Origin of the sequence: Chromobacterium sp. (genome assembly GCF_041912965.1) — a bacterium.
Classification (GTDB): Bacteria; Pseudomonadota; Gammaproteobacteria; order Burkholderiales; family Chromobacteriaceae; genus Chromobacterium; species Chromobacterium aquaticum.
In genome coordinates this window covers 1-21969 of the sequence record NZ_JAYSGF010000008.1, presented here as the reverse complement: position 1 = coordinate 21969, position 21969 = coordinate 1, and the positions used below count along the sequence as shown (strand labels likewise).

At 67.0% G+C, this 21969-nt stretch carries 23 protein-coding genes; 17 read left to right on the top strand and 6 right to left on the bottom strand.

Annotated features, from left to right (window positions below; translation table 11 throughout):
* The first annotated feature begins 18 nt into the window (after positions 1 to 18).
* The 7 genes from ACE3QM_RS05975 to ACE3QM_RS05945 are packed head-to-tail and all read left to right on the top strand — an operon-like array spanning position 19 to position 9552.
* Positions 19 to 1788: a class I adenylate-forming enzyme family protein gene (locus ACE3QM_RS05975; RefSeq protein ID WP_374420912.1), complete on the top strand. Its 1770-nt coding sequence runs from the start codon at positions 19 to 21 to the stop codon at positions 1786 to 1788.
* Positions 1749 to 2993 (top strand): hypothetical protein, encoded by a 1245-nt coding sequence (locus tag ACE3QM_RS05970; protein ID WP_048411320.1) that lies wholly within the window; start codon positions 1749 to 1751, stop codon positions 2991 to 2993. Before ACE3QM_RS05975 ends, ACE3QM_RS05970 begins: the two co-directional genes overlap by 40 nt.
* Positions 2994 to 3023: 30 nt before the next feature.
* Positions 3024 to 3764 carry an ABC transporter ATP-binding protein gene (locus ACE3QM_RS05965; protein WP_053074524.1) on the top strand — a complete coding sequence of 247 codons (741 nt, stop codon included), beginning with the start codon at positions 3024 to 3026 and terminating at the stop codon, positions 3762 to 3764.
* Between the two features lie 8 nt (positions 3765 to 3772).
* Positions 3773 to 5755 (top strand): outer membrane lipoprotein-sorting protein, encoded by a 1983-nt coding sequence (locus ACE3QM_RS05960; RefSeq protein WP_231462114.1) that lies wholly within the window; start codon positions 3773 to 3775, stop codon positions 5753 to 5755.
* Between the two features lie 13 nt (positions 5756 to 5768).
* Positions 5769 to 7088 carry an ABC transporter permease gene (locus tag ACE3QM_RS05955; RefSeq protein WP_374420909.1) on the top strand — a complete coding sequence of 440 codons (1320 nt, stop codon included), beginning with the start codon at positions 5769 to 5771 and terminating at the stop codon, positions 7086 to 7088.
* A 37-nt stretch (positions 7089 to 7125) separates the two neighbouring features.
* A complete protein-coding gene (locus ACE3QM_RS05950; protein WP_374420907.1) occupies positions 7126 to 7938 on the top strand; it encodes a class I fructose-bisphosphate aldolase in 813 nt (270 codons plus the stop codon).
* Positions 7939 to 7989: 51 nt separating this feature from the next.
* Positions 7990 to 9552 carry a class I adenylate-forming enzyme family protein gene (locus ACE3QM_RS05945; protein WP_197081537.1) on the top strand — a complete coding sequence of 521 codons (1563 nt, stop codon included), beginning with the start codon at positions 7990 to 7992 and terminating at the stop codon, positions 9550 to 9552.
* 1 nt (position 9553) lies between these two features.
* On the opposite strand, the gene ACE3QM_RS05940 is transcribed toward ACE3QM_RS05945, so the two are convergent.
* Entirely contained in the window at positions 9554 to 10282 is a 729-nt protein-coding gene (locus ACE3QM_RS05940) for an autoinducer binding domain-containing protein (protein ID WP_048411325.1), read from the bottom strand.
* A gap of 400 nt (positions 10283 to 10682) precedes the next feature.
* Between ACE3QM_RS05940 and ACE3QM_RS05935 the strand changes: the two genes are divergently transcribed.
* From ACE3QM_RS05935 to ACE3QM_RS05915, 5 genes are all read left to right on the top strand, one after another.
* A complete protein-coding gene (locus ACE3QM_RS05935; RefSeq protein WP_048411326.1) occupies positions 10683 to 11387 on the top strand; it encodes a TenA family transcriptional regulator in 705 nt (234 codons plus the stop codon).
* A gap of 88 nt (positions 11388 to 11475) precedes the next feature.
* On the top strand, positions 11476 to 12285 hold the full coding sequence (locus ACE3QM_RS05930; RefSeq protein ID WP_048411327.1) for an aldolase: 810 nt from the start codon (positions 11476 to 11478) through the stop codon (positions 12283 to 12285).
* Between the two features lie 121 nt (positions 12286 to 12406).
* Positions 12407 to 13024, top strand: coding sequence for a hypothetical protein (locus tag ACE3QM_RS05925; RefSeq protein WP_048411328.1), 618 nt, complete (start codon positions 12407 to 12409; stop codon positions 13022 to 13024).
* Positions 13021 to 14100: an alpha/beta hydrolase gene (locus tag ACE3QM_RS05920; protein WP_053074528.1), complete on the top strand. Its 1080-nt coding sequence runs from the start codon at positions 13021 to 13023 to the stop codon at positions 14098 to 14100. The genes ACE3QM_RS05925 and ACE3QM_RS05920 overlap by 4 nt, the downstream gene beginning before the upstream one ends.
* Before the next feature lie 345 nt (positions 14101 to 14445).
* Positions 14446 to 15063 carry a tetratricopeptide repeat protein gene (locus tag ACE3QM_RS05915; RefSeq protein ID WP_374420900.1) on the top strand — a complete coding sequence of 206 codons (618 nt, stop codon included), beginning with the start codon at positions 14446 to 14448 and terminating at the stop codon, positions 15061 to 15063.
* A 10-nt stretch (positions 15064 to 15073) separates the two neighbouring features.
* Here the strand turns inward: ACE3QM_RS05915 and ACE3QM_RS05910 are convergent, their stop codons facing one another.
* A complete protein-coding gene (locus ACE3QM_RS05910) occupies positions 15074 to 15493 on the bottom strand; it encodes a hypothetical protein (RefSeq protein ID WP_048411330.1) in 420 nt (139 codons plus the stop codon).
* 203 nt (positions 15494 to 15696) lie between these two features.
* Between ACE3QM_RS05910 and ACE3QM_RS05905 the strand changes: the two genes are divergently transcribed.
* Both ACE3QM_RS05905 and ACE3QM_RS05900 read left to right on the top strand, forming a co-directional pair.
* The gene (locus ACE3QM_RS05905) at positions 15697 to 16269 is read left to right on the top strand and encodes a YqiA/YcfP family alpha/beta fold hydrolase (RefSeq protein WP_374420898.1); all 573 of its coding nucleotides are present in this window, start codon (positions 15697 to 15699) and stop codon (positions 16267 to 16269) included.
* A gap of 271 nt (positions 16270 to 16540) precedes the next feature.
* Positions 16541 to 17515: a quinone oxidoreductase gene (locus ACE3QM_RS05900; RefSeq protein ID WP_374420897.1), complete on the top strand. Its 975-nt coding sequence runs from the start codon at positions 16541 to 16543 to the stop codon at positions 17513 to 17515.
* A gap of 16 nt (positions 17516 to 17531) precedes the next feature.
* On the opposite strand, the gene ACE3QM_RS05895 is transcribed toward ACE3QM_RS05900, so the two are convergent.
* Genes ACE3QM_RS05895 through ACE3QM_RS05880 form a run of 4 tightly spaced genes read right to left on the bottom strand, consistent with a single transcriptional unit; the run spans position 17532 to position 19412 of the window.
* The gene (locus ACE3QM_RS05895; RefSeq protein ID WP_048411333.1) at positions 17532 to 18245 is read right to left on the bottom strand and encodes a YafY family protein; all 714 of its coding nucleotides are present in this window, start codon (positions 18243 to 18245) and stop codon (positions 17532 to 17534) included.
* Positions 18246 to 18698: an EVE domain-containing protein gene (locus ACE3QM_RS05890; RefSeq protein WP_048411334.1), complete on the bottom strand. Its 453-nt coding sequence runs from the start codon at positions 18696 to 18698 to the stop codon at positions 18246 to 18248.
* Complete coding sequence (locus ACE3QM_RS05885) at positions 18695 to 19063, bottom strand: VOC family protein (RefSeq protein ID WP_048411335.1); 369 nt, start codon at positions 19061 to 19063, stop codon at positions 18695 to 18697. Before ACE3QM_RS05885 ends, ACE3QM_RS05890 begins: the two co-directional genes overlap by 4 nt.
* A 28-nt stretch (positions 19064 to 19091) precedes the next feature.
* A complete protein-coding gene (locus ACE3QM_RS05880; RefSeq protein ID WP_048411336.1) occupies positions 19092 to 19412 on the bottom strand; it encodes a hypothetical protein in 321 nt (106 codons plus the stop codon).
* A gap of 403 nt (positions 19413 to 19815) precedes the next feature.
* Here ACE3QM_RS05880 and ACE3QM_RS05875 point away from each other — a divergent pair, with 403 nt between their 5' ends.
* The 3 genes from ACE3QM_RS05875 to ACE3QM_RS05865 all read left to right on the top strand — a co-directional run.
* Positions 19816 to 20541, top strand: a complete 726-nt coding sequence (locus ACE3QM_RS05875; protein ID WP_197081538.1) for an MgtC/SapB family protein — start codon at positions 19816 to 19818, stop codon at positions 20539 to 20541.
* Between the two features lie 764 nt (positions 20542 to 21305).
* On the top strand, positions 21306 to 21662 hold the full coding sequence (locus ACE3QM_RS05870) for a DUF1484 family protein (RefSeq protein WP_374420894.1): 357 nt from the start codon (positions 21306 to 21308) through the stop codon (positions 21660 to 21662).
* 23 nt (positions 21663 to 21685) lie between these two features.
* Positions 21686 to 21969: hypothetical protein (locus tag ACE3QM_RS05865; protein ID WP_374420892.1), on the top strand; the 284-nt coding region annotated here is incomplete at its 3' end.

The window sequence follows — 21969 nt, the reverse complement described above, 5'->3', positions numbered from 1 at the left end:
ACCAGGACGGACGCCGCCATGAGCTATTTATTCGCCGCCATCGCGCTCGCCGCGCTCGGCTATCTGATCTTCGCCTTCATCCATCTGGGCTTTCCCGGCCGGCTGGCGCTGCTGGCGCGCTGGGACGATCGCATCGACACCGTGCTGGAGGCCGCCGCGCGCCGCCACGGCGCGCGCGAGCTGATCGAACTGGCGCAGCCGTTGAGCTGGCATGAACGCCGCGTCTGGAACGCCGGCCAACTGCTGGAGGTCGTCAATGCGCTGGCCGCTTGCTGGCACAGCCTGGGCGTGGCGCCGGGCGACCGGGTGGCCATCTACAAGGCCAACGATTTCGATTACTTCCTGTTCTCCGCCGCCGCCATCCGCCTGGGCGCGATCGCGGTGCCGATGAACGCCAATGTGGCGCCGGATGTCGCCGGCCGCTATTTCGAGCGCGTCGGCGCCAGCCTGCTGCTGAGCGATGGCGTCAGCTGGGCGCGGCTGCGGCCGTTCGCGCCGGACTGTCTGCGCCAGATAGTGCTGGCGGACAGCCCGGCCTTGCTGGCCGGCGAGCGCACCCATGGACTGACGGCGCTGCTGCGCCAGGATCTGCGCGCGGCGCCGCGGCTGGAGCGCGGCCCGGCCGATCCGCTCTACATCGTGCATACCTCCGGCACCACCGGCGTGCCCAAGGGCGTGATTCTCAAGAGTGAGGGCGTGGCTCAGTCGCTGCGCTCCATCGTGCTGTTCAACCTGGTGTCGCCGCGCGACCTGGCCAGCTTCGCGCTGCCGCTCAACCATCAGGTGTCCCAGCTTTATCTGCACGGCTCGCTGCTGATGGGGGTGCGCTGCATCATCAACGGCGATTTGAGCGCGTCGGGCCTGCTGCGCCAGTTGGAGCAGCGCCGTCCCACGGTGTTCTTCGGCTTCCCCATCACCTATACCCGGCTGCTGGCCGCCGGCGCGGCGGCGCGGCCGCTGGACAGCGTGCGGGTCTGGGGCACCACCGCCGACGCCAGCCACGAAGTACAGCAGCGCGCCTTCCTGCCCAAGGGCTCCTTCTTCCGGCGCCTGGGCCTGCCGGTCAGCGGCTCGCTGTTCATCGACGGCCTGGGCTCCAGCGAGGTGGGCATCGCCGCCTTGCTGCGCATCGCCACGCCGTGGACCCGTCGTTTCGACCGCCGCGTCGGGCGCAAGACTCCGCTCGGACCGCTGATCAAGGTGGCGGACAGCCAGGGCCATCCGGTGGTCAAGGGCCGTCCCGGCCTGCTGATGATCAAGGGCAAGAGCATGTTCGGCGGCTACTGGAACGCGCATGACGTGCTGTACGCGGCTTCCCGCGATGGCTGGTGGTTCACCGGCGACGTGGTGCGCGAGGCCGCCGACGGCGAAATGATCCACCTGGACCGCGAGGTGGACGTGATCCACACCTCGAGCGGGGCGGTGTACACCCTGCCGCTGGAAGAGGTGCTGCTCAAGCGCGACGGCGTGCTGGACGTCTCGGTGTTCGGCGTGCGGCCGGAGCCGGACGCGCCGGAACGGCCGGCGGCGGTGGTGGCCCTGTGCGAGGGCGCCGCGCCGGTGGCGGCGGACGCCCTGCTGCGGGAGCTGAACCGCCAGCTGGAGCCGGAGCAGCAACTAGCCCATCTGTGGATCCTGCCGTGGGAGGACTTCCCCATCGGCGCCACCGGCAAAACCCTGAAACGCCGTCTGCGCGAGCGCTACAACGCGCAACTGCAGGCTTCCGCCACCGCTACCGCGAGTCATGCATGCGCAGCCGTTCCCGTTACCGAATTGCGGCCGTCCTGAGCGGCGCGCTGCTGGCGTTGAGCGCCGGCGCGAGCCGGGCCGACGACGCCGTCGAGGCGGCCGGCGGCCTGCGGCTGGAGCATGACGCGCTGTTGCAGCTGATCCACGAGAGCGGCCGGCTGTATCCGGCGCTGGGCGGCGGGACCAGCCGGCGCGACGGCGCCGAGCTGAGGCTGGACTTGCGCCTGAAATGCGAGGGCGGCGCCTGCGACGGCAGCCGCGCGGTGCTGAAGCCGCGCTTCTGGCTGGGCGATGAATCCAAGCCGGACGCGCTGCCGTCGCAGTTGCCGGAACCGCTGATGGAGGGCTACGCCATCGTGCCGGTGGGTCGTGGCGAGATCGGCGCCGGCAAGCGGCTGATGGGCTGGGGGCCGTCGATGCTGTACAGCCCCACCAACCGGTTGTTTCCGGACAACGGCGCGGTGACGCCGCGGCGTGAAATCGCCGGCAAGCCGATGGCCTTCGCCAGCCTGCCGCTATCCGAGCGCGGCCGGCTCAATCTGTTGGCGGCCAATCCCAATCTGGACCCGGTGCCGGGCGTTCGCGCCAGCGACGGCCTGTTCATGCTGGCGCGCGGCGAATGGAACTGGACCGATCAGCCGGCGGCCACCGCGGGCGCGGTGCTCGCCGGCGGCGGCGGCTTCCAGCCGTATGTCGGCGGCTATGCGCAGTACGGCCTGGACGATGCCTGGACCCTGAGCGGCGAGTTCGCCGCCTCGCGCGGTTACGCGCGCCGCGACGCGACTGGGCCGTGGCTGGCCCAGGACGACGCGCGCTGGCGCTGGGACGGCACGCTGGGCCTGCGCTACGGCCTGGCCTCCGGCGCCGAGATCGGCCTGGAGCTGATTTACAACGGCTACGCGATGACGCCGGAGGAGTGGGCCAATCCGCTGCGGGCCGCCGCGCCGTCCAGCGGCAGCAAGCCCTCGCACAACCGGCCGCTGCATCCGTTCGCGCAGCAGCGTTACGCGCTGCTGCAAACCACCTGGCCCAAGCTGTTCGGCGATCGGCGCTGGGGGCTGACCGCGCGCTGGCAACAGGGGCTGGACCGGCCCAGTTCCGACGCCTTCGTCGAACTGTCCTTCAGCCCCGGCGACGCCGCCACCGTTTACCTGGGCGTGTCCCGCAGCCGGGTGACGGACGATTTGAAGCAGACCAGGGCGTTGCCGCGCAACGCCTACCTGGCGCTGGAAATCCATTTCTAAACCTGATCAAGACCTTATCGGAGGATTGCCGTGTACCTAGTTGAATTTGCATCGGTCACCAAGCGCTACCAGCTTGGCGATGTCGAGGTGGTGGCGCTCGATGGCGTCGACTTCCATGTCCAGCCCGGCGACTTCGTCGCCATCACCGGCCCCAGCGGCAGCGGCAAGACCACCATGCTCAACCTGATCGGCTGCCTGGACTCGCCCTCGGACGGGGAGGTGAGGGTGATGGGCAAGGCGGTCAACGCCCTGGGCGAGCCGGCGCTGGACCAACTGCGCAGCCGCACCTTCGGCATGATTTTCCAGAACTTCAACCTGATCCCGGTGCTGACCGCGGAAGAAAACGTGGCGCTGCCGCTGCATCTGCACGCGTTGTCGCGGCAGGAAGCGCGCCAGCGCGTCGCCGAGGCGCTGCGCGCGGTGGGCCTGGAGCGCTTCGCCAGCTTCCGCCCGGACCAGCTTTCCGGCGGCCAGCGTCAGCGGGTGGCGGTGGCGCGCGCGCTGGTGACGCGCCCGCAGCTGATCCTGGCGGACGAACCCACCGCCAGCCTGGACACAGCCAACGCCATCGCGCTGGTGGAGTTGATGAAGCAATTGAACGCCGAGCAGGGAGTGACCTTCGTGTTCTCCACCCATGACGACCGGCTGCTGCAGCACGTCCGCCGCATCGTGGAACTGCGCGACGGCAAGCTGTCGGTGACCCGAGAGCAGCAAGCGGCCGCGCCGCGCGACGGCCTTGTTCCGCAAACCGACCGTTACGAGGTGATGTGATGTGGGGAATGGCATTTCGCAATCTGTACCGCGACCGGCGCCGCACGCTGGCCACGGTGGTGGCGGTGGGCGTCGGCCTGCTGGCCGTGCTGCTGTTTCTCGGCTACATCCGCTTCGTCGAAGGCTCGCTGGCCTCGGTGGTGATCTATCGCGACGCCAATGCGCATGTGCAGATCTACCGCAAGGACGGGCCGGAGCAACTGGCCGCGACGCCGGCGCAGTACTCGCTGGACCGCGCCGAGCAGCGGATGCTGCATAAGCAGGCGCAGGAGCTGGCGCACTTCCGCCGCGTGTCGGACCAATTGGTCGGCGTCGGCATGGTCAACGCCGGCGGCGAGAACGCGGTCTTCCTCGGCCGCGGCATCGATCCGGCCTTCGAGGCCGCGCTGCAGGCGGCCAGCCCGCTGGCCGCGCCGCCGTCGGCGCTGGGCCGCGACGGCCTGTTGCTGACCCGCCAGCTGCAGGACTTGCTGGGCGCGCCGGCCAAGGGCGGCGACTTGCAACTGTTCGGCGCCTCCTATTCCAACCGCCTCAACGCGGTGGAAGCGCCGCTGAGCGGCGAATTCTCCACCGGCATCGAGGCGATCGAGGACAAGGGCCTGAAAGCGCCGCTCAGCCTGCTGCAATCGCTGTACGACACCGACGCGGTATCGCGCGTGGTGGTGCAGCTGGACGACCGCGGCAACGCCGCCGCCTATCGCGATGCGTTGGCGGCGCGGCTGGAGAGCCTGGCGCCGGGCCGCTACGAGGTGACCACCTGGAATCACCCGCAGATCGGCCAGCTCTACGTCAGCTTCATGGGCTTCTTCAACATGGTGTTCGCCTTCACCGGCACCGTGGTGTTCGTGATCGCCCTCACCACCATCCAGCACACGGTGGCCATGAACGTGGCCGACCGCACTCGCGAAATCGGCATGCTGCGCGCCATGGGCTTCAGCCGCGGCAAGATCGCCGGCCTGTTCGTGCGGGAAAGCGTGCTGACCACACTGATAGCGGCCTGCGTGGCCCTGGGACTCGCCTATATGACCATTTACGCCATCCTCTCCGCCAATCTGCAAACCCAGCTGCCGCGCATCGCCGAACCGGTGAAGCTGGCGCTGGACCTGCCGCTGGGCTGGGCGCTCGCCGCCAGCGCCGTGGCGGCGCTGGGCATCGCGCTGGGCGCGGCCATCACCGCGCGCAAACGCATAGGCGGCGAAGTGCGGGCCAAGGGCAAATCGGTGCCGCTGACCCGGCTGCTGGCCACCACCTCCTGCCTGATGCTGGCCACCATGCTCACCGTCAGCCTGGCTCACGCCGAAGACGCGCCCAGCGAGGCGACCATGCGCGATTGGCTGCGCAAGGCCGATCTGGCCCGCGGCGGCTGGGGCGCCTACAAATGGTCGCTGAGCATACACACCGAAGACCCGGCCGGCGCCACCACCACCACCTATGACATCGCGGTGCGCGACGGCAAGGCGCTGGCGCGCACGGTGGAGCCCAAGCGCTACCAGGGCGAGAAGATCCTGATCGCCTCGCGGGCGATGTGGTACGCCAAGCCCGGCTTGCGCAAGCCGGTCAGCATCAGCCCGCAGCAGCGGCTGGTGGGCGAGGCCGCCAACGGCGACATCGCCGCCACCCAGTACGCCCGCGACTACACCCCGGCCTATGTCGGCAGCGCCCAGGTCAACGGCGTGGACTGCCACAAGCTCAAGCTCGTCGCCGCCACGCCGGGCGCCACCTACGAAAGCATCGTCTACTACCTGGACAAGCGCAGCCTGATGGGCGTGAAGGCGGATTTTCTGACCGCCGGCGGCGCGGTGTTCAAGAGCGCCTCCTTCGAGTACGGCAACAAGGTCAGGGTCAACGGCCGCGAGCAGCCCTTCGTGTCCAGCATGAAGATCGTCAACGCCAACTTCCCGGACCGCTACAGCCGCCTGCAATACGGCCAGGTGGCGCCCAGCAATCCGCCGGACAGCCTGTTCGCGCTGGATACGCTGATGACCATGTGAGAGAGGCCGCGAGATGAACGCCAAATTGTTATTGAGCATGTCGCTGCGCAATGTGCGGCGGCAGGGACGCAAATCCGTTGGCACCCTGGTGGTGATGGCGGTGTCCATCCTGGCGCTGTGCCTGCTGGCCGGCTATATGCAGTCCAATGTGGAGCTGATCCAGAACGCCTTCATGCGCTGGGGCGCGCGTGGTCACCTGGTGATAGAGCGGCCGGCCTCGCAGCTGGCGCGCGAGGTGGAAGGCGCAGGCCAGAACCCGATCGGCGCCACGATGCAAGCAGGCATCGACAAAGTGCTGGCCGCCGATCCGGACGTGGCCGCCCGCGCCCGCATCCTGCGCGTTTCGGGCATGGTGTCCAACGCCCGCGTCAGCACCATCTTCGCCGGCATCGGCCAGGACGTGCAGGAAGTGCGCCGCATCAAGGGCCCGGCCTATGAGTACGACGTGGTGGCCGGCACGCCGCTGTGGCAGGAAACCCGCGCCCATCCGCTGGTGTTGGGCCAGGGCCTGGCCGCCATTCTGGGCTGCGAAGTGCCCAAGGTCGGCTTTGCTCCGGCGCAGCCGGGCCAGACCCCGGCCTCGCGGCCGATGCGCTGCCCGCCCGGTCCGCTGGAACTGACCGTGTCCACCCGTGGCACCGCGCGCATCAACGCCACCCAGGCGCTGCCGACCGGCATCATGGATTGGGGCATCAAGGAAATCAACGACCGCCTGGTGGTGATGCCGATGGCCGAGGCCCAGGCCCTGCTCAACACCCGCGAAATCAGCGAATACCACGTGCTGCTGGCCGACGGCGCGGACCTGGACGCCGCGCGCGACCGGCTGTCCGCCAAGCTCAAGACCGCCGGCCTCGACGTCACCGTGTTCCGCTGGTCCGACCGCGCGGCCTTCTATCAGCAGGTCAAGGCGGTGCTGGGCGGCTTCCTCAACTTCATCGCCATCGTCGCCGGCATCGTCGGCTTCACCAGCCTGCTCAACGCCAGTTACATGAACTTCGCCCAGCGAGCGCGCGAATTCGCCACCCTGCGCAGCCTGGGCTTCACCCGCCGCTTCGTGATGACGCTCACCGCGCTGGAAAACAGCTGGCTGGCCGCGGCCGCGGCGCTGGTCGGCATCGCATGCGCGCTGGGCGTCACCTGGGCGGTGCGCGCGGCCAAGATCATGTGGACTCCGCCCGGCTCCAGCAACGCGGTGCCGGTGGAAGTGGCCTGGGTGGCGCCGGTTTACGCGCTGACCCTGGCGGGCGTGGTCATCCTGGCCGCGCTGGCCAGCGCGATTCCCACCCGAAAAATCCTGCGCCGGCCGATCCGTTCGGTGCTGAGCGAAGGCTGATCCCCCGTTGGACACACACAGCAACAAGGAGGCTTGAATGACTGAAATGGCACGCAAACGTCGCTGGTCCCGCTTTGTAGACCGGCAATCCGGCAAGGCGCTGATCGTTCCCATCGACCATGGCCTGACCATGGGGCCGCTGGACGGCCTGAATCGGGTGGAGGAAGTGCTGCGCTGGCTGGACCCGGAAGTGGTGACCGGCATCGTCGCCCACAAGGGTTTTGCCCAGCGGCTGGGCGGCGCGCCCGGCTGCGGCCTGATGATTCACCTGAACGGCTCGCTCAATATCGGCGCCACCCCGGACCTCAAGCAGATGGTCACCAGCGTGGAAGCGGCGGTGCGCCTGGGCGCGGACGCGGTGTCGATCCAGACCAATTTCTGCGCCGACACCGCCGGCCACAACCTGCAATTGATCGGCCAGGTGGTGGATCAGGCCCATGCCTACGGGCTGCCGGTGCTGAACATGCTGTATGACAAGGGCCCGCTGGCGGGCAAGGGCCTGAGCCATCTGCGCCACTTCATGCGCGCGGCGGTGGAACTGGGCGTGGACGCGTTGAAAGTGGCGGCGCCGGAGGACCTGAACGCCATCCCGGAATTGGTGGACGGCATCCAGGAGCACACCCCGGTGTTGTTCGCCGGCGGCGCGCTGGCCGATGAACTGGCCCTGCTGGAGCTGGCCGCGGCGGTGGTCCGCCACGGCACCGGCGGCATCTGCGTGGGCCGCAATGTGTTCCAGCGCCCCAATCCGCTATCGACGATGACCCGGCTGCGCGACTTGTTCCGCAGCGGCGTGCCGGCGCTGGACTACCGCCGCCTGGCGCAGCCGGTGGCCGAGGCGCTGGAAAACTGAGCGCGAGCCGCCGCCGGCGGCCCGCATTTTCAAATTTGTGAGGTTCAAGACATGTCTGAGGTTCAAAACGCATCTATAGATTCCAGCCCCGGCTGCGTCGACCTGATGGTGGACCGCCATGTGCGCGCCGGGCGCGGCGATTGCGTCGCCCTGATCGAACGCGGCGCCGAGGGCCGCCGCGTCCTCAGTTATCGCCAATTGCAGGCCTTGAGCCTGACGGCCGCGCGCGAGTTGGACATCCTGCTCGCCGGCCGCCGCCCGGGCCAGCGCGTGGCGCTGGTGGGTTCGGCGACGCTGGAAACGGTGATCTACTGGCTGGCGGCGATGCGTTCGCAGCGGCTCGCCTTCATGGTGCACCCGGATTTGCCGGCCGAACATTACGAAGGCCTGTGGCAAAGCTACGACCCTGACCTGATCCTGGCCGACCGCACCGCGCGCCAGCCGCGCGCCGAGGCGATGACCGACCTGGCGACGCTGGCGGCGCGCAAGAGCGCGCCGGCGGCGACGCACGCGGTGGGGGACATCGAGGCCAGCTTTGATCTGAGCCCGGCGCTGGTGCTCGCCACCTCCGGCTCCACCGGCCGGCCCAAGCTATGCGCGCACTCCCATCGCTCGTTCTGGGAGTTCGAGCGCACCGTGACCCGGCCGATGTGGGGGCTGTGCGCCGAGGACAAGGTGCTGGCCAGCACCGGGCCGTTCTTCTCTTTCGGCCTGCAAGGCCTGCACGCGCCGCTCAGCGTCGGTGCCTGCGCGGTGCTGCTGCCGGAATGGGGGCGCCACGCCGATTTTCTCGACGCCATCGAGGCCGAGGCCGTCACCGCCTTCCTGGCGGTGCCCACCCTGTACCACCTGCTGATGGCGCGGGCGGAGCGCGCTTACGACTTCAGCGCGCTGCGGCTGTCCTTCTCCGCCGGCGAACGCCTGCCGCCGGCGATCCGCCAGCGTTGGGAAGCCTGGACCGGCTCGCGGATGCTGGACTCCATCGGCACCACCGAAACCTTCGCGCCCTATCTGTCCGAAACCGCCGACGGCGGGGCCGGCCTGCGCCGCGTCGAGGGCTTCCGCTACCTGGAAACGCCGCACGCCGGGGATGCCGACGCGCCATCCGACGCCTTCACCCTGGACCTGTCCGGCGGCTGTCTGATGCTCGGCTATTTGCGTCCCGGCGAAGCCGGCGCCATCGAGGCGGCGCCGGCCAGCTTTCCCACCCGGGATCTGTTCGTGCGCGCCGGCGAAGGCCTGAGCTTTGTCTCGCGCGACAGCGAACGCATCAAGGTGGCCGGCTATTGGGTCAGCCCGCAGGAGCTGGAGGCTTTCCTGCTGGACGACAAGCGGGTGCTGAAGGCGGCGGCGCTGCCGGTGGTCACCGCCGAAGGGCTGACCCGGCTGCGCGCTTACGTGGTGGCCACCGCCAGCGGCTACGTCGGCGCGGCCCTGGTGGAAGACTTGATGAAGCGCGCCCAAAGCGAACTGCGGCCCAAGGCGTTACGGCCGGACCGCATCGAGCTGGTGGCCGACATCGCCACCACGCCCAGCGGCAAGCTCAAGCGCCAGGAGCTGCAAGGCCTGGTCAGCCATCCGGCGGCCACCGCGGGCGCGGTGCTGGCCGGGTGAGTCAGACGGGGATCAGGCCTTGGGCCAAAGCCCTGGCCACCGCCTGGCGGCGGTTGGACACCTTCAACTTGTTGATGATGTTGCGGATATGAAAATTCACCGTGGACTCGGAGCAGCGCAGGATGCGCGAGGTTTCCCAAGAGGTTTTGCCGGCGGCGGCCCAGCGCAGGCACTCGTGCTCGCGCTGGGTCAGGCTGACCGACGCGGCCAGGCAGGCCTCTTCGATGCGGCAAATGGCCTCGTAAGCGTAGGTGCACAACAAATGCACCGTCGGCGTCAGCATTTGCAGCCATTGGTCGGTGCGCGCGTCGGCGCGGGCGTCGCAGGCCACGGTCATCATCATCGGCTGGCTGCGGCCGACGCCGCGCAAAGAGGTGGCGACGCCGGCGGAAACGCCGTAGGCCGACGCTTCTTCGAACAGATGTTGGGCGGTTTCGTCCTCAAAGCGGTTGCGGTGCCAGATCAACGGCACCGCCGACTGCCGGCAATGGCGCACCACTGGGTCGCGGCCCATCCATTCCAGCCGCGAGTAACGCTCCATCCAGGCCGCCGGGTAATTGGTTTCCACCCGGGGCGCGGGCGTGTCGCCGTTCACGGATTCAATGCCGATCAGGAAGAAATCCAAGCCGATGTTGGAGACCAGCTGTTGGCAGTGCTGTTTGACCTGCTCAATCGTCGCCGCCGACAGCAGGTCGGGCAAAGCGCGGATGACATGCTCTTGCGGATGCATCTGACTTTCTCTGACTTTCAACTGTGGGTCTAACAGCAAATAAGTAATAAGCGCGTGATTTGTCTTGCTGGAAAAAGTCTGACAGGCGCGCCAAAAAATGACAAATGGAAAGTTCTATCAAATTGAAATTTCATGACAATTGGTTCGTGGTTGATATGAACTCATTTGCGCTTGTCAATGTAGCGATAGTTTTAGAAGGAAAAGACAGATGGCCGGTGTTTGTCGTTTTTACTGACAATTACTGACATTTAACTTCTTTATGGTACGGCAACGTGCCGATCTTGGCACCCGGCCCGCGCCGGGCGGCTCGCCGCCGCCAGCCGCAAGGCTGTGCCATTGCCGCAACGCATTAATCGCCGGTCCGATAGGGCCTTCTCAATCTTGGTGTTGGAGCAAACTCATGGACATGCAAATGGCGCTCTTGGAATCGACCAAAGAGCAATTGATCGAACGCATCCGTTCCCATTCCTTCCTGACGCGCTGTCGCGCCGGCGAAGTCTCGCTCGACGAGCTGAAGATCTTCCTGGTGCAGCAAGGCTTGTACAGCGCCTACTTCACACGCTACCTGTGCGCGATGATGGCCAATCTGCCCAGCAACGAGGAAGTGCTGGAACTGGCGGAAAACCTGTTCGAGGAATTGGGCCTGGCGCCGAACAGCCCGCGTCCGCATCATCTGATCTATCGCGAAATGCTGGAGCACTACTCGGTGTCGCTGGACGGCGCGCAGCCGCTGGCCGGCACGCGCCGCTTGATCGACAGCATGTTCCAGCATTGCCGCCACCTGAACCCGGCCGCTGGGCTGGGCGCCTTGTGTCTGGGAGCGGAAGGGCTGGTGCCGCCGATGTACAGCGACATCATCCTCGGCTTCGAGGCGCTGGGCGCGGCGCGGCGCGACATCGAGTTCTTCCACATCCATGTGGAATGCGACGACGGTCACGCCGAAACCATACGCGACATCATGCTGGACATCGCCAGCTCGGCGCCGGAGCAGATCGACCTGATGTTGCAGGCGGGGCATCGCCTGGTGGACGCGCGCTTGGAGTTCTTCAGCTCCATCGAGGCCGCGTACCAGGAGGCATCGCGCGCCCAGCCCGCCATCGCATGAGCGCGGCCCTCCCGTGCCGGGAGGCGTTCCGCGTCCTTCGGGCCGGCCCCGCGCGAAGCGGCCGGCTCTTTTCAAGAAAGGAGACGCCATGACCGATACCATGGCAATGGACAAGCAAAGCTTGATCGAACGGGCGAAGACGCAGATGCAGCAGCATCTGGGCGCGCCGGACTGGTCGCTGCGCGAAAAAGTGGCGCTGACCTGTCGCATCTTGTTCGCGCAGGGCCATGATTCCGGCCTGGCCGGCCAGATCACCGCGCGAGCGGAACGGCCGGGCGAATACTATACCCAGCGGCTGGGCCTGGGTTTTGATGAAACCACCGTCGGCAACCTGCTGCGGGTCAACGCCGACCTGGACGTGCTGGAAGGCGACGGCATGGCCAATCCGGCCAACCGCTTCCATAGCTGGATCTACCGGGCGCGGCCGGATGTGCGCTGCATCATCCATACCCACCCGGTTCATGTCTCGGCGCTATCCATGTTGGGGCGCCCGTTGAAGATCGCCCACATGGACGCCTGCATGCTGTACGAAGACGTGGCCTTCCTGCCGCAGTGGCCCGGCGTGCCGGTGGGCAATAGCGAGGGCGAGATCATCAGCGGCGTGCTGGGGGACAAGCGCGCGGCGCTGCTGGCCCACCACGGCCTGGTGGTGGCCTGCCGATCGGTGGAAGAAGCCTGCATGATGGCGATCCAGTGCGAGCGCGCTGCCCGGCTGCAATTGCTGGCGGAAGCGGCGGGGGAGATTCGCGAAGTGGAGCCGGCGCTGGCGCGGGAAGCGCATGACTGGATCCTGCAGGACAAGCGTTCCCAGGCCGGCTTCGCCTACTACGCGCGCCGCGCGCTGCGCGCGGTGGAGGCCGGGGCCGAGCATCCGCTGGCGACAGCGGCCACGGCATGAGCGGCGACGCCATCCTGCTTTCAGGCAGTACCGTGAGCTTGATCCCCGGTATTAAGCTGCGAGACTGGCCGGCGCTGCGCCTGCGCTGGCCGGCTCACGTCTTTCGCCGAGAAGGGATTGTATGTTGCACAAGCTACACCGTCTGTCCGCCTGTCTGATCAGCCTTTACATCTTGTTCCACCTGCTCAACCACCTGAGCGCGCTGGCCGGCATCCAGGCCCATATCGACTATATGCGCAGCTACCGCCTGCTGTACCGCTTCCCGCCGGTGGAAACATTGCTGCTGGCCTGTGTGCTGTTCCAGGCGGGCTCCGGCCTGTATTTCGTGTGGGCGCGGCGCGGCCAGCGGCAGGGTTTTTTCGATCACGCCCAAGCCTGGTCCGGCCTGTACCTGGCGTTCTTCCTGCTGTTCCACCTCAGCGCGGTGCTGTACGGCCGCTGGGTGCAAGGGGTGGACACCAATTTCTATTTCGCCGCCGCCGGCCTGCATCTGGGCCATTACTTCTTGTTCTTCATGCCCTATTACTTTCTGTCCATCGTCGCCTACTTCACCCATATCGGCTGCGCGTTGCGCTGGCTGTTGCAAGCGCGGCTGGGGCCGCGCGGCGGCGACCGGCTGGCCGGCGGGATGATGGCGGCCGGCGCGCTGCTGTCCGGCGTGGTGATCGCCACCTTCAGCGGCGCCTGGTATCCGGTGGCCATTCCGGCCGCCTATCAATTCAGCGGGCTGGTGCGATGAGGCCGCCGACGCTGGCGCAAAGACTGGAACGGGCGCTGGCGCGCCGCGCGCTGCGCCTGCCCAAGCCCTTGCTCAAGGCGCTGGCCGGTTCGCCGCGCCGTCTGGACGGCCTGACGCTGAACCCGCAACTGCAATTGCTGCTGCGGCTGCGATGGCTGGGCCGTAAGCGCGGCTGGCATCGTCTCGGCGTGGCCGCCGCGCGGCGGGAGCTGGATTGGGAGGGCGGCCTGCTGGCGCAGCGGGCGCCGCAGCGCGTGTTGGTCGAGGACGCGACGCTGACCGGGGCCGCCGGCGCGATCCGCGTGCGCCGCTACCGGCCCGAGGGGCTGGCATTGCCGCTGCCGACCCTGGTGTTCTATCACGGCGGCGGCTTCGTGGTCGGCTCGATCGAATCGCATGACCTGCCTTGCCGCGCGCTGGCCGCCGACGCGCGCTGCCAGGTGATCTCGGTGGATTACCGGCTGGCGCCGGAACATCCCTTTCCCGCCGGCGTGACGGACGCCATCCACGCTTTTCGCGCGTTGGCGGCGGACTGCGCCGCCTGGGGCATGGACCCGGAGCGGCTGGCGGTGGGCGGCGACAGCGCCGGCGGCAACCTCGCCGCCGTGGTCGCGCTGGCCACGCGCCAAGACGCGACGCGGCCGCGCCTGCAACTACTGTGGTATCCGGTGGTGGACAATAGCGCCGGCTTTCCCTCTATCCAGCGCTTTGGCGATGGCTTCTACCTGGAGCGGGCCACCATGACCTGGTGCGTGCGCCACTATACCGGCGGCGGCCAGCTGCGCCATCCACGGGTATCGCCGCTGTTCGACGAGCTGGACGGCGCGCCGCCGGCCTATATTCAAACAGCGGGTTTCGATCCGCTGCGCGACGAGGGCGAGGCCTACGCCGCCAAGCTGGCGGCCGCCGGCGTGCCGGTCCGCTGCGAGCGGCAAGCGGGGCTGATCCACGGCTTTCTCAATATGGCCGGCGACATCGACGAAGCCGCCGCCGCCTTCGCCGCCGCGGTGGCCGCGCTGCGCCGGGCCTGGCGAGTCGAGGCGGAACCGGCGCTGGCGCCCGAGCCGGCGACATAAGCGGCGGCGCGCGTCGACTAATCCTGCAAGAACCTGATTACGATCTCGCGAGCAAGAGCGAGGCAAGGCGTTGCGGCTGAGAAAGCGGTATGTACAAGTGGTATATGAGCATTTCGAAGGCGTACTCACCGTGTAAGAACCTGTTTACGATCTGCTGCGCGTCGGCGATACGGCGTTGAAACCGAGCTCAAAATGCTCATGTACCACCTGTACATTCCGCTTTTTCGCTCGTTTCCGCCTTGTCTCGCCTTAGCTCGCGAGATCGTAAACACGTTCTAAGAGCCCGCTCAAGGCCCGTGCGCATTGCGGCGGCGGGGAATCGGGCGGCGTCCAGAGGAGGCGAAGATGCGCAAGGTGGGGAGATGGATCTTGCTGTGCTGGGCGCTGGCCGCCGCCGCCGAGGTGCCGGGCTGGGCCAGCTACCAACGCGGGGATTTCGCCGCCGCGCGCCGGCAGTTCGAACAAGCGGCTGAGGCCGGCGACCGGGTGGCGGCCTTCGATCTGGCGATGATGGACTGGCGCGGGGAGGGCGCGACGGCGGACCGGGCGCGCGCCCTGCGCTGGCTGCGCCGCGCCGCGGAACTGCGGCTGCCGCAGGCCCAGCATGCGTTGGGCGTGCTGTACGAAACCGGCCAGGGCGTGGACAAATCGCTGACCGAGGCGACGCGCTGGTTCCGCCAGGCGGCGGATCAGGGTTATCTGCCGGCGGAGCTGGACCTGGGCACCCAGTATTTTCTTGGCCGCGGCGCGGCCAAGGATTACCGGCTGGCGGCGTTCTGGTACGAAAAAGCCGCGCAGCAGGGCGATGTCGGCGCGCAGTATTTGATCGCCAGCATGTACGAGCACGGCGATGGCGTGGAACGGGACCTGCCGGCGGCGATACGCTGGTACGCCAAGGCGGCGGCGCAGGGCGATGTCGGCGCCAGGCTCAAGGCGCTGGATCTGGCCAAGCGAGCCAGATGAGATCGGGCGTTCAGGCGCGGGCCGGGCCGCGGCGCATTTCGGCCAGACACTGGCAGGCGGCCTGCCAATCCTGCACGCCGCGCAGGCCGCGCACGATGATGCCGGCCAGGGTGTCGTTGCAGGCGTCCGGGCCAAACTGCATCAGCATCTCGTGCAAGGCGAAGTGCAGCGAAGCGTTGTGCTGCAGCAACAGCCCCACCTGCTCGTGAACGAAACCATCCACGGTGGCCTGGCCGTTACGGTCCACGTGCACATGGTGGCGCGGGCAGAAGCCGGAGCGGATCAGCGCCTGGTCGGCGCGCACATCGTCGAGAAAGGTTTGCGCGCTGTGATGTAGAAAGCCGCAAGCCATGATCAGGCTGGCGACGGAATAGGGCTTGGTGGTGGTGGAGTCGGCGACTAGGGCGTTGTCCGGCAAGGTGGCAAGCATAATGTTCTCCTGTTGTTGTATTTAAACCGCTCCATATGGCATAAATCGTCGGTTTTTTTATATTTTCCGCGCTTTTGTAGCATTCATGCGAATGTATTGGCAAGTCAGTCGAAAGGACGGTTGCCAGGCGCGGCCGCCAGGGTTTGTCTTGGTGCGACAGCCATTTAGAATGAACGTTTTATTCACGCTTTGTTCCCATCCGCATGCATATCGTTTACCTGCACGGCTTCAACTCCGGTCCGCAATCGCTGAAGGCGAATGAAACCGCCGCCTACCTGCAACAACACGCGCCCGATGTGACGCTGCATTGCCCACAGCTGTCGCCGCATCCGGCCGAGGCGATCGAGCAGGCGTCCGCGCTGGTGGCGTCCCTGCCCGCCGACACCTTGCTGATCGGCAGCTCGCTGGGCGGCTATTACGCCACCTTCCTGGCCGAGCGCCATCAACGCCCGGCGGCGCTGATCAATCCGGCGGTGCGGCCTTACGACGACCTGGCGCGCTTCATCGGCGAACAAACCAATCCCTACACCGGCGTGGTCTACACCCTGAGCGACGCCGACATGCAGGCCTTGCTGGCGCAGCGCGTGGCGCGGCCGTCGCCGCGCCGCTACTGGCTGCTGCTGGGCAGCCGCGACGAAGTGCTGGACTGGCGCGAGGCCGCCGCCCGCTATCTGGATTGCCGCCAGACCGTGTTCAACGGCGACGACCACCGGCTGGAGGCCTGGCCGCGCATGCTGCCGGACGTGGTGGCCTGGGGACGCCAGCAATTGGCCTGAGAACCCGTTTACGATCTGCTGCGCGTCGGCGGGATGGATAGAAATGGGCGTTGAAACCAAGCTCAGTGCTCATGTACCACGAGTACATTCCGTTTTTTCGCTCGTTTTCGTCTTGTCTCACCTTAGCTTGCGAGATCGTAAACAGGTTCTGAGAGCCGGCGCGGCGGGCATGAACAGGTTCTGATATCCGGAACAGTCTTTTCAGCGAAGCGGCTTGTTGCGCGCGGGGCGCTTGCCGCACACTGCTCATTTCTCCCGCGAGGACGCAGTCATGACTCAAGCCATCGTTTTCTCCCAGACCGGCGGCCCGGAAGTGCTGGGCCTGCAAAGCCAGACCCTGGGCGCGCCGGGGCCTGGCCAGGTGCGAGTGCGCCACACCGCCATCGGCATCAACTTCATCGATACCTACCAGCGCAGCGGCCTGTACTCGCTGCCCTTGCCGTCCGGCCTGGGCCAGGAAGCGGCCGGGGTGGTGGAAGCGCTGGGGCCTGAGGTGAGCGGCCTCGCAATCGGCGACCGCGTCGCTTACGCCGGCGGCCCGCTGGGCGCATACAGCACCGAGCGGCTGCTGCCGGCGGCGGTGCTGGTGAAGATTCCGGACGGCATCAGCGACGAATCCGCCGCCTGCATGATGTTGCAGGGCATGACCGTGGAGTACCTGGTACAGCGCACTTACCCGGTGCGGCCGGGCCAGACCGTGCTGTGGCACGCCGCCGCCGGCGGCGTCGGCCAGATCGCGGTGCAGTGGCTGACCGCGCTGGGCGCGACGGTGATCGGCACCGTGGGTTCCGACGCCAAGGCCGACATCGTGCGCGGCCTGGGCTGCCAGCATGTGATCAATTACAGCAGCGAGGACGTGGTGGCGCGGGTGCGCGAGATCACCGGCGGCCAGGGCGTGCCGGTGGTGTACGACTCGGTGGGCAAGGACACCTTCCAGATCTCGCTGGCCTGCCTGAGCCCGCGCGGCATGCTGGTCAGCTTCGGCAACGCCTCCGGCGCGGTGCCGCCGTTCGCGCCCTTGGAACTGACCAGCCGCGGCTCGCTGTTCTTCACCCGGCCCAAGCTGGCCGATTACGTGGCGACGCGGGCGGAGCTGGAAGCCTCGGCCCAGGCCTTGTTCGAACGCGTGGCGGACGGCCGGGTCAAGGTGGCGCCGTCGCACCGCTACCCCTTGGCCGAGGCGGCGCAGGCGCACCGCGATCTGGAAGGGCGCAAGACCAGCGGCTCCATCATCCTGCTGCCTTGAGCCGGCGGCGCGGGTCTTATTCCTGGTGCCAGGGCTGACGCTGGTGTCGTTCCAGCCAGGCCAGCGCCTGGCCGTCGCTGTCGACATGGCCCAGATAGCCGGCCAGGCTGATGCCGGGCGGGCAGCTCAAATCCGTGTCGCGCCAGCCTTGCAGCCGGTCCACGCGGAAACTGCGGTAGTCCTGTCGCAGCCCGCACCAGGCGGCCAGCAGCCAGCGGTCGCCCCAGAAAAACAGCGCCAGCGGCAGCAAGGCGCGCTGGCTGTCGCGGCCGCTTTCATCGCGGTAATCCACCCATAGCGGCTGGCGGGAGACAATGGCGTCGCGCAGCGGCGCCAGCCGCTCGCGCGGATAATTGCCCGCTGCCGGCGCGTACAGCGGCTCCGGCGGCAGGCCGGAGGAACCCAGCACCGCGTGGATGCGGCCCAGCGCCGATTGCGCCGCCGCCGCGGTGTCGCGGTCGGCCCAGGCCGCCAGCATGCGCGCGCCCACCTCCAGCGCCGCCAGCTCGCGCGCGGAAAACGCCACCGCCGGCGGCGTGAAGCCGGCTTCCAGCCAATAGCCCTCGCCGGCCTCGCCGTTGACCGGCGCGCCGCTGGCCATCAGGTCGGCCATGTCGCGATAGACCGTGCGCGGCGTCACCTCCAGCCAGTCGGCCAACTGTCGGGCGGTGGTGCGGCGACGGCCGCGCAACAGCAAGAGGATTTGAACCAGTCGGTCGGCTCGGCGCATTCAATCGGGTTCCCGCAGCAAGGATGGCGGCAGTGTCGCCTGCATTGCGCGCGCGATCAACAGGAAATCGGCGCGGCCGATTTCCAGGTGGCCGAAGCGGAAGGCGTAGCCCCAGCGCGCCGGGTCGGCGATGAAGGACAACTGGCCGAGCAGCGGCCGGATCGCGGCGTCCTCGGCCGGCCAGAACGCGATGTCGCGGCGGTAGGGCTCGAAATCGGCGCTGACCCGGAACGGATAGACCCGCGCGTCCGCCACCAGGCCGACGGCGGTGAAGCGCTGGCAGGGCTCGCGCCCCTCCAGGCTCAGCACCGGCGAGTAATAAATCAGCCCATCGCCGGCCGCCATCCGCCGGAGCGGCGCCGCCTTGCCGTGGCAGAGCTGGGCGAAGCCGCCGGCCAGGCCGCGCCGCACATGGTCGCGGCTGGCCACGCCTATCCAGTAGCGTCGGCTCATGCCGCGCTGTGCAGGCCGATCAGATTGCCGTCCAGGTCGGAAAACAGCGCGATCTGGCCCCAGGTTTCCGGCAGCGCGGTCTTGGGCTGCACCACGATGCCGCCGGCGGTCTTGACCCGCTCCAGCGTGGCGTCGAGATCGGCGCCGCCATCCAGGTAGATGCGCACGCCGTCGACATGGGGGCGGGCTTGCGGACTATGCAGCAGCGCGCCGCCGCAACTGCCGTCGGCTTGGGGAAACAGCGCCATGCGATGATTGTCGAAGCTCTCCTCGTGCAACTCCAGCTGCAAGACCTGTTGATAGAAGGCGACGGCGCGCTCGAACTGGAGCACCGGAATTTCAAACCAGTGTAGGACGGGGGACATGCTTAACTCCTTGTGGGGGTGGTTTGGTTTATAGGCAGCGGTAAAAATCCATGCGCCCGGTATCGGCGGCGATGGCGGCGAGAAAATCGCGGCAGGCGGGCGCGCTGGGCCACTGCGCGCACAACTGGCGCGCGCGCTCCGGGCTGTCCGCCAGCGTGAGATGGGCGAAGCGGCGGCCATCGCCGCGCAGCAGCGCATAGCCCAGATAGCCGGCTTCATGGCGCAGCCAGTCGGCGTCGATCTGTTGAGCGGCTTGTTGCAGTTCGGCTTCGGACACCTCTTCCCGCAGCTCGAAGGTGGCGATTTCCAGACCGTGCCCGGCGGGAAGCTGAAATAGAGGCGTATGCATTGGGGGCTTTCTGTGGTGATTGAGCTGTTCGGCTCAGAACCTGTTTACGATCTGCCACGCGTCGTGGGACGTGACACGGTGAGTGCGTCTTCGAAATGCTCATGTACCAACTGTACATTCCGCTTTCTCAGCCGTTTTCGCCTTGTCTCGCTCTTGCTCGCGAGATCGCAAACAGGTTCTCCGAGCCGTGCCCACAGTGTGCGGCCCCCCTGCTGACAGCGTGCTGTCAGCAGGAATCCGCCGCCGCCAATTTTTGTTGTCTGGGTGTGGGGTGGGTGTATTCCCTCGCGTAAAAATCACCGGTCCGAACACGACCCGGCCACGCGGATGTGGCAAACTGCCTGACTGTTTCCCGGCGCGCCGGGAGCGCTGTTTTTTCAATCGACCGCAGGAGGAATAACAAGTGGAAACCTTACTGCAGTTTCTGGGCTTCAACGGGTCTGGTCTGCTGCAAACCTTGCTCAGCCTGTTGACGGCTTTCATCCTGGGCTCGGCCATCGGCTATGAGCGCCAGTTCCGTCAGCGCACCGCCGGCTTGCGCACCAATACCCTGGTGGCGGTGGGCGCGGCGGCCTTCGTCGACATGGCCTTGCAGCTGGACGGCACCGGCGGCGCGGCGCGGGTGGCGTCCTATGTGGTGTCCGGCGTCGGCTTCCTCGGCGCCGGCACCATCATGAAGGAAGGCTTGAACGTGCGCGGGCTGAACACCGCCGCCACCTTGTGGGGCTCGGCCGCGGTGGGCGCCAGCGCCGGCGCCGGCCAGATTCCGCAAGCCTTCTTGATCACCTTGTTCGTCTTGGCCAGCAATACCTTGCTGCGGCCGGTGGTGAACTCGATCAACCGCAAACCCATCGACGACGAAACCAGCGAAGTCACTTACCAGCTGTGCGTGATTTCCAGCCGTGCCGGCCAGAAGCATGCAATGGCCTTGCTCAGCGATCTGCTGGAAGAGTCGAAATACCCGGTGGGGGATTTGGACGTGGAGCCGTTCGGCGACGACGAGGTGGAAATGACCGCCACCCTGCTGTCCACCTCGGTGGAGTGGGAGGAGTTGGAGGAGATCGCCGCCAAACTGGTGGCCCAGCCTTTCATCAGCCAGGCTTACTGGAACCCCAGCACCTCGGAGTGAGCCGGTTGGGAGATGGGACCACGCCCTGGGCCGCTTGTTGGTCCGGGGCGTTTTTGATGGCGGCAGCTTCCGCCGCCAAGGGCCGCTAACAAAACTCAGTTTTACGGCTGAGGCAAGTCGGCGCAACGCAGCATCAGGGGTTTTGTTAGCGAGTCTAAACAGAAGATCTTGCTACCCTTGATGCTTGCCGCCAGTCTGTTTAGGCTTGGTTCCTCGTTGTGCCTAATTGTGTGGTGCAGGAAGTCTAAGCTCAGGCCTCGCCACGCTATGCCCATTCGGAGCGGGCCGTGGCAGGGAGTCCGAAAGGATTGCCGGCTTTTGGTCGAGTGAGCCGGTCTTGCCACCTTGCCATGTGCCTGCTCTAGCCCCATCTCGGCGGGTTTCCAAGCCGATAGGGCGACCGTGCCGCCCCCTTTGGCCTTTCCTCTCGCGATTCCCTCTTACGTTGGCCCTCTGTGCGCGGGAGAACAGAATGAGTCCGCGCTGTCCTTGACGCTCCCTTCCAGCCTGTTTAGGCTTGGTTCCGCGCCGTGCCCAATAACGCGGTGTAGGGCTTGCAAACCCAAAATCGTTTAACCGCAGATGAGCCGTGTCCGCTGGGCACTGCTACATCTGCTGCCACGCTGTGCCCATTCGGGGCGGGCCGTGGCAGGGAACCCGAAAGGGTTGCCGGTCTATTGGTTAAACGAACCGGTTTTGCAACCTTGTCACGTGCCTGTCCTAGCCTCGCCTAGGCAGGTTTCCAAACTGACATGGAGACCGTGATGACCTTTCCTACCTTTCCCTCTTGTATTCCTCCGCCTGATCCGGAAGAAACCGCCGCCGCGCCGCTGGAACAACTGCGGTTATGCCTGCAAGCGCTGCCGGCCGCCGCTGGCAATCTGCTTGAGCTGGGTGCGCTGAGCCGGCAATTGAGCCGCTGCCACGCCGAACTGGACGCCGCGCTGCTGCGAGGCGCGATCGATCTGCGCGCCGCCCATCTGGGCCTGCAAGCCTTGCTCACCCTGCTGCAACGCCGCGACGAGCCGCTGCTGTTCAGCAGCGAGGAAGCGTTGGCTTTGCTGGAGCCGGTGCAGCAGCGCTTGAAACAGGGCCTGAGCCAGGTGAATCGATTGTTCTGACGGTTTGGATGGAGGGCACTGCCATGATGAAGCTATTGAAGCAGCACAACGACGCGCTCAAGCGCGCCGCGCGCTTGATCATCGCCTACGAGGCGCGCATCGGAGCGATTGCCTTGGTGGATGATCACCCGGCGTATCCGGCCAACACCGCGGCGATCAATCAGGAGATCAAGCAGGCGCTGGCGGAGTTTCGCCGTTGGCAGCAACGGCATGGCGATCAGGAATGCGCCCACGCCGCCATCCTGGCGATGTGGGCGTCCGGCGCGTGGCGCAACCGCGATACCTGCGCGCGGCTGTGCTACCGGCA

Coding starts and splice junctions, on each gene's coding strand:
- ACE3QM_RS05975 (WP_374420912.1), top strand. CDS start 19: ATGAGCTATTTATTCGCCGCCATCGCGCTCGCCGCGCTCGGCTATCTG.
- ACE3QM_RS05970 (WP_048411320.1), top strand. CDS start 1,749: ATGCGCAGCCGTTCCCGTTACCGAATTGCGGCCGTCCTGAGCGGCGCG.
- ACE3QM_RS05960 (WP_231462114.1), top strand. CDS start 3,773: ATGGCATTTCGCAATCTGTACCGCGACCGGCGCCGCACGCTGGCCACG.
- ACE3QM_RS05955 (WP_374420909.1), top strand. CDS start 5,769: ATGAACGCCAAATTGTTATTGAGCATGTCGCTGCGCAATGTGCGGCGG.
- ACE3QM_RS05950 (WP_374420907.1), top strand. CDS start 7,126: ATGACTGAAATGGCACGCAAACGTCGCTGGTCCCGCTTTGTAGACCGG.
- ACE3QM_RS05945 (WP_197081537.1), top strand. CDS start 7,990: ATGTCTGAGGTTCAAAACGCATCTATAGATTCCAGCCCCGGCTGCGTC.
- ACE3QM_RS05940 (WP_048411325.1), bottom strand. CDS start 10,282: ATGCATCCGCAAGAGCATGTCATCCGCGCTTTGCCCGACCTGCTGTCG.
- ACE3QM_RS05935 (WP_048411326.1), top strand. CDS start 10,683: ATGGACATGCAAATGGCGCTCTTGGAATCGACCAAAGAGCAATTGATC.
- ACE3QM_RS05930 (WP_048411327.1), top strand. CDS start 11,476: ATGACCGATACCATGGCAATGGACAAGCAAAGCTTGATCGAACGGGCG.
- ACE3QM_RS05925 (WP_048411328.1), top strand. CDS start 12,407: ATGTTGCACAAGCTACACCGTCTGTCCGCCTGTCTGATCAGCCTTTAC.
- ACE3QM_RS05920 (WP_053074528.1), top strand. CDS start 13,021: ATGAGGCCGCCGACGCTGGCGCAAAGACTGGAACGGGCGCTGGCGCGC.
- ACE3QM_RS05915 (WP_374420900.1), top strand. CDS start 14,446: ATGCGCAAGGTGGGGAGATGGATCTTGCTGTGCTGGGCGCTGGCCGCC.
- ACE3QM_RS05910 (WP_048411330.1), bottom strand. CDS start 15,493: ATGCTTGCCACCTTGCCGGACAACGCCCTAGTCGCCGACTCCACCACC.
- ACE3QM_RS05905 (WP_374420898.1), top strand. CDS start 15,697: ATGCATATCGTTTACCTGCACGGCTTCAACTCCGGTCCGCAATCGCTG.
- ACE3QM_RS05900 (WP_374420897.1), top strand. CDS start 16,541: ATGACTCAAGCCATCGTTTTCTCCCAGACCGGCGGCCCGGAAGTGCTG.
- ACE3QM_RS05895 (WP_048411333.1), bottom strand. CDS start 18,245: ATGCGCCGAGCCGACCGACTGGTTCAAATCCTCTTGCTGTTGCGCGGC.
- ACE3QM_RS05890 (WP_048411334.1), bottom strand. CDS start 18,698: ATGAGCCGACGCTACTGGATAGGCGTGGCCAGCCGCGACCATGTGCGG.
- ACE3QM_RS05885 (WP_048411335.1), bottom strand. CDS start 19,063: ATGTCCCCCGTCCTACACTGGTTTGAAATTCCGGTGCTCCAGTTCGAG.
- ACE3QM_RS05880 (WP_048411336.1), bottom strand. CDS start 19,412: ATGCATACGCCTCTATTTCAGCTTCCCGCCGGGCACGGTCTGGAAATC.
- ACE3QM_RS05870 (WP_374420894.1), top strand. CDS start 21,306: ATGACCTTTCCTACCTTTCCCTCTTGTATTCCTCCGCCTGATCCGGAA.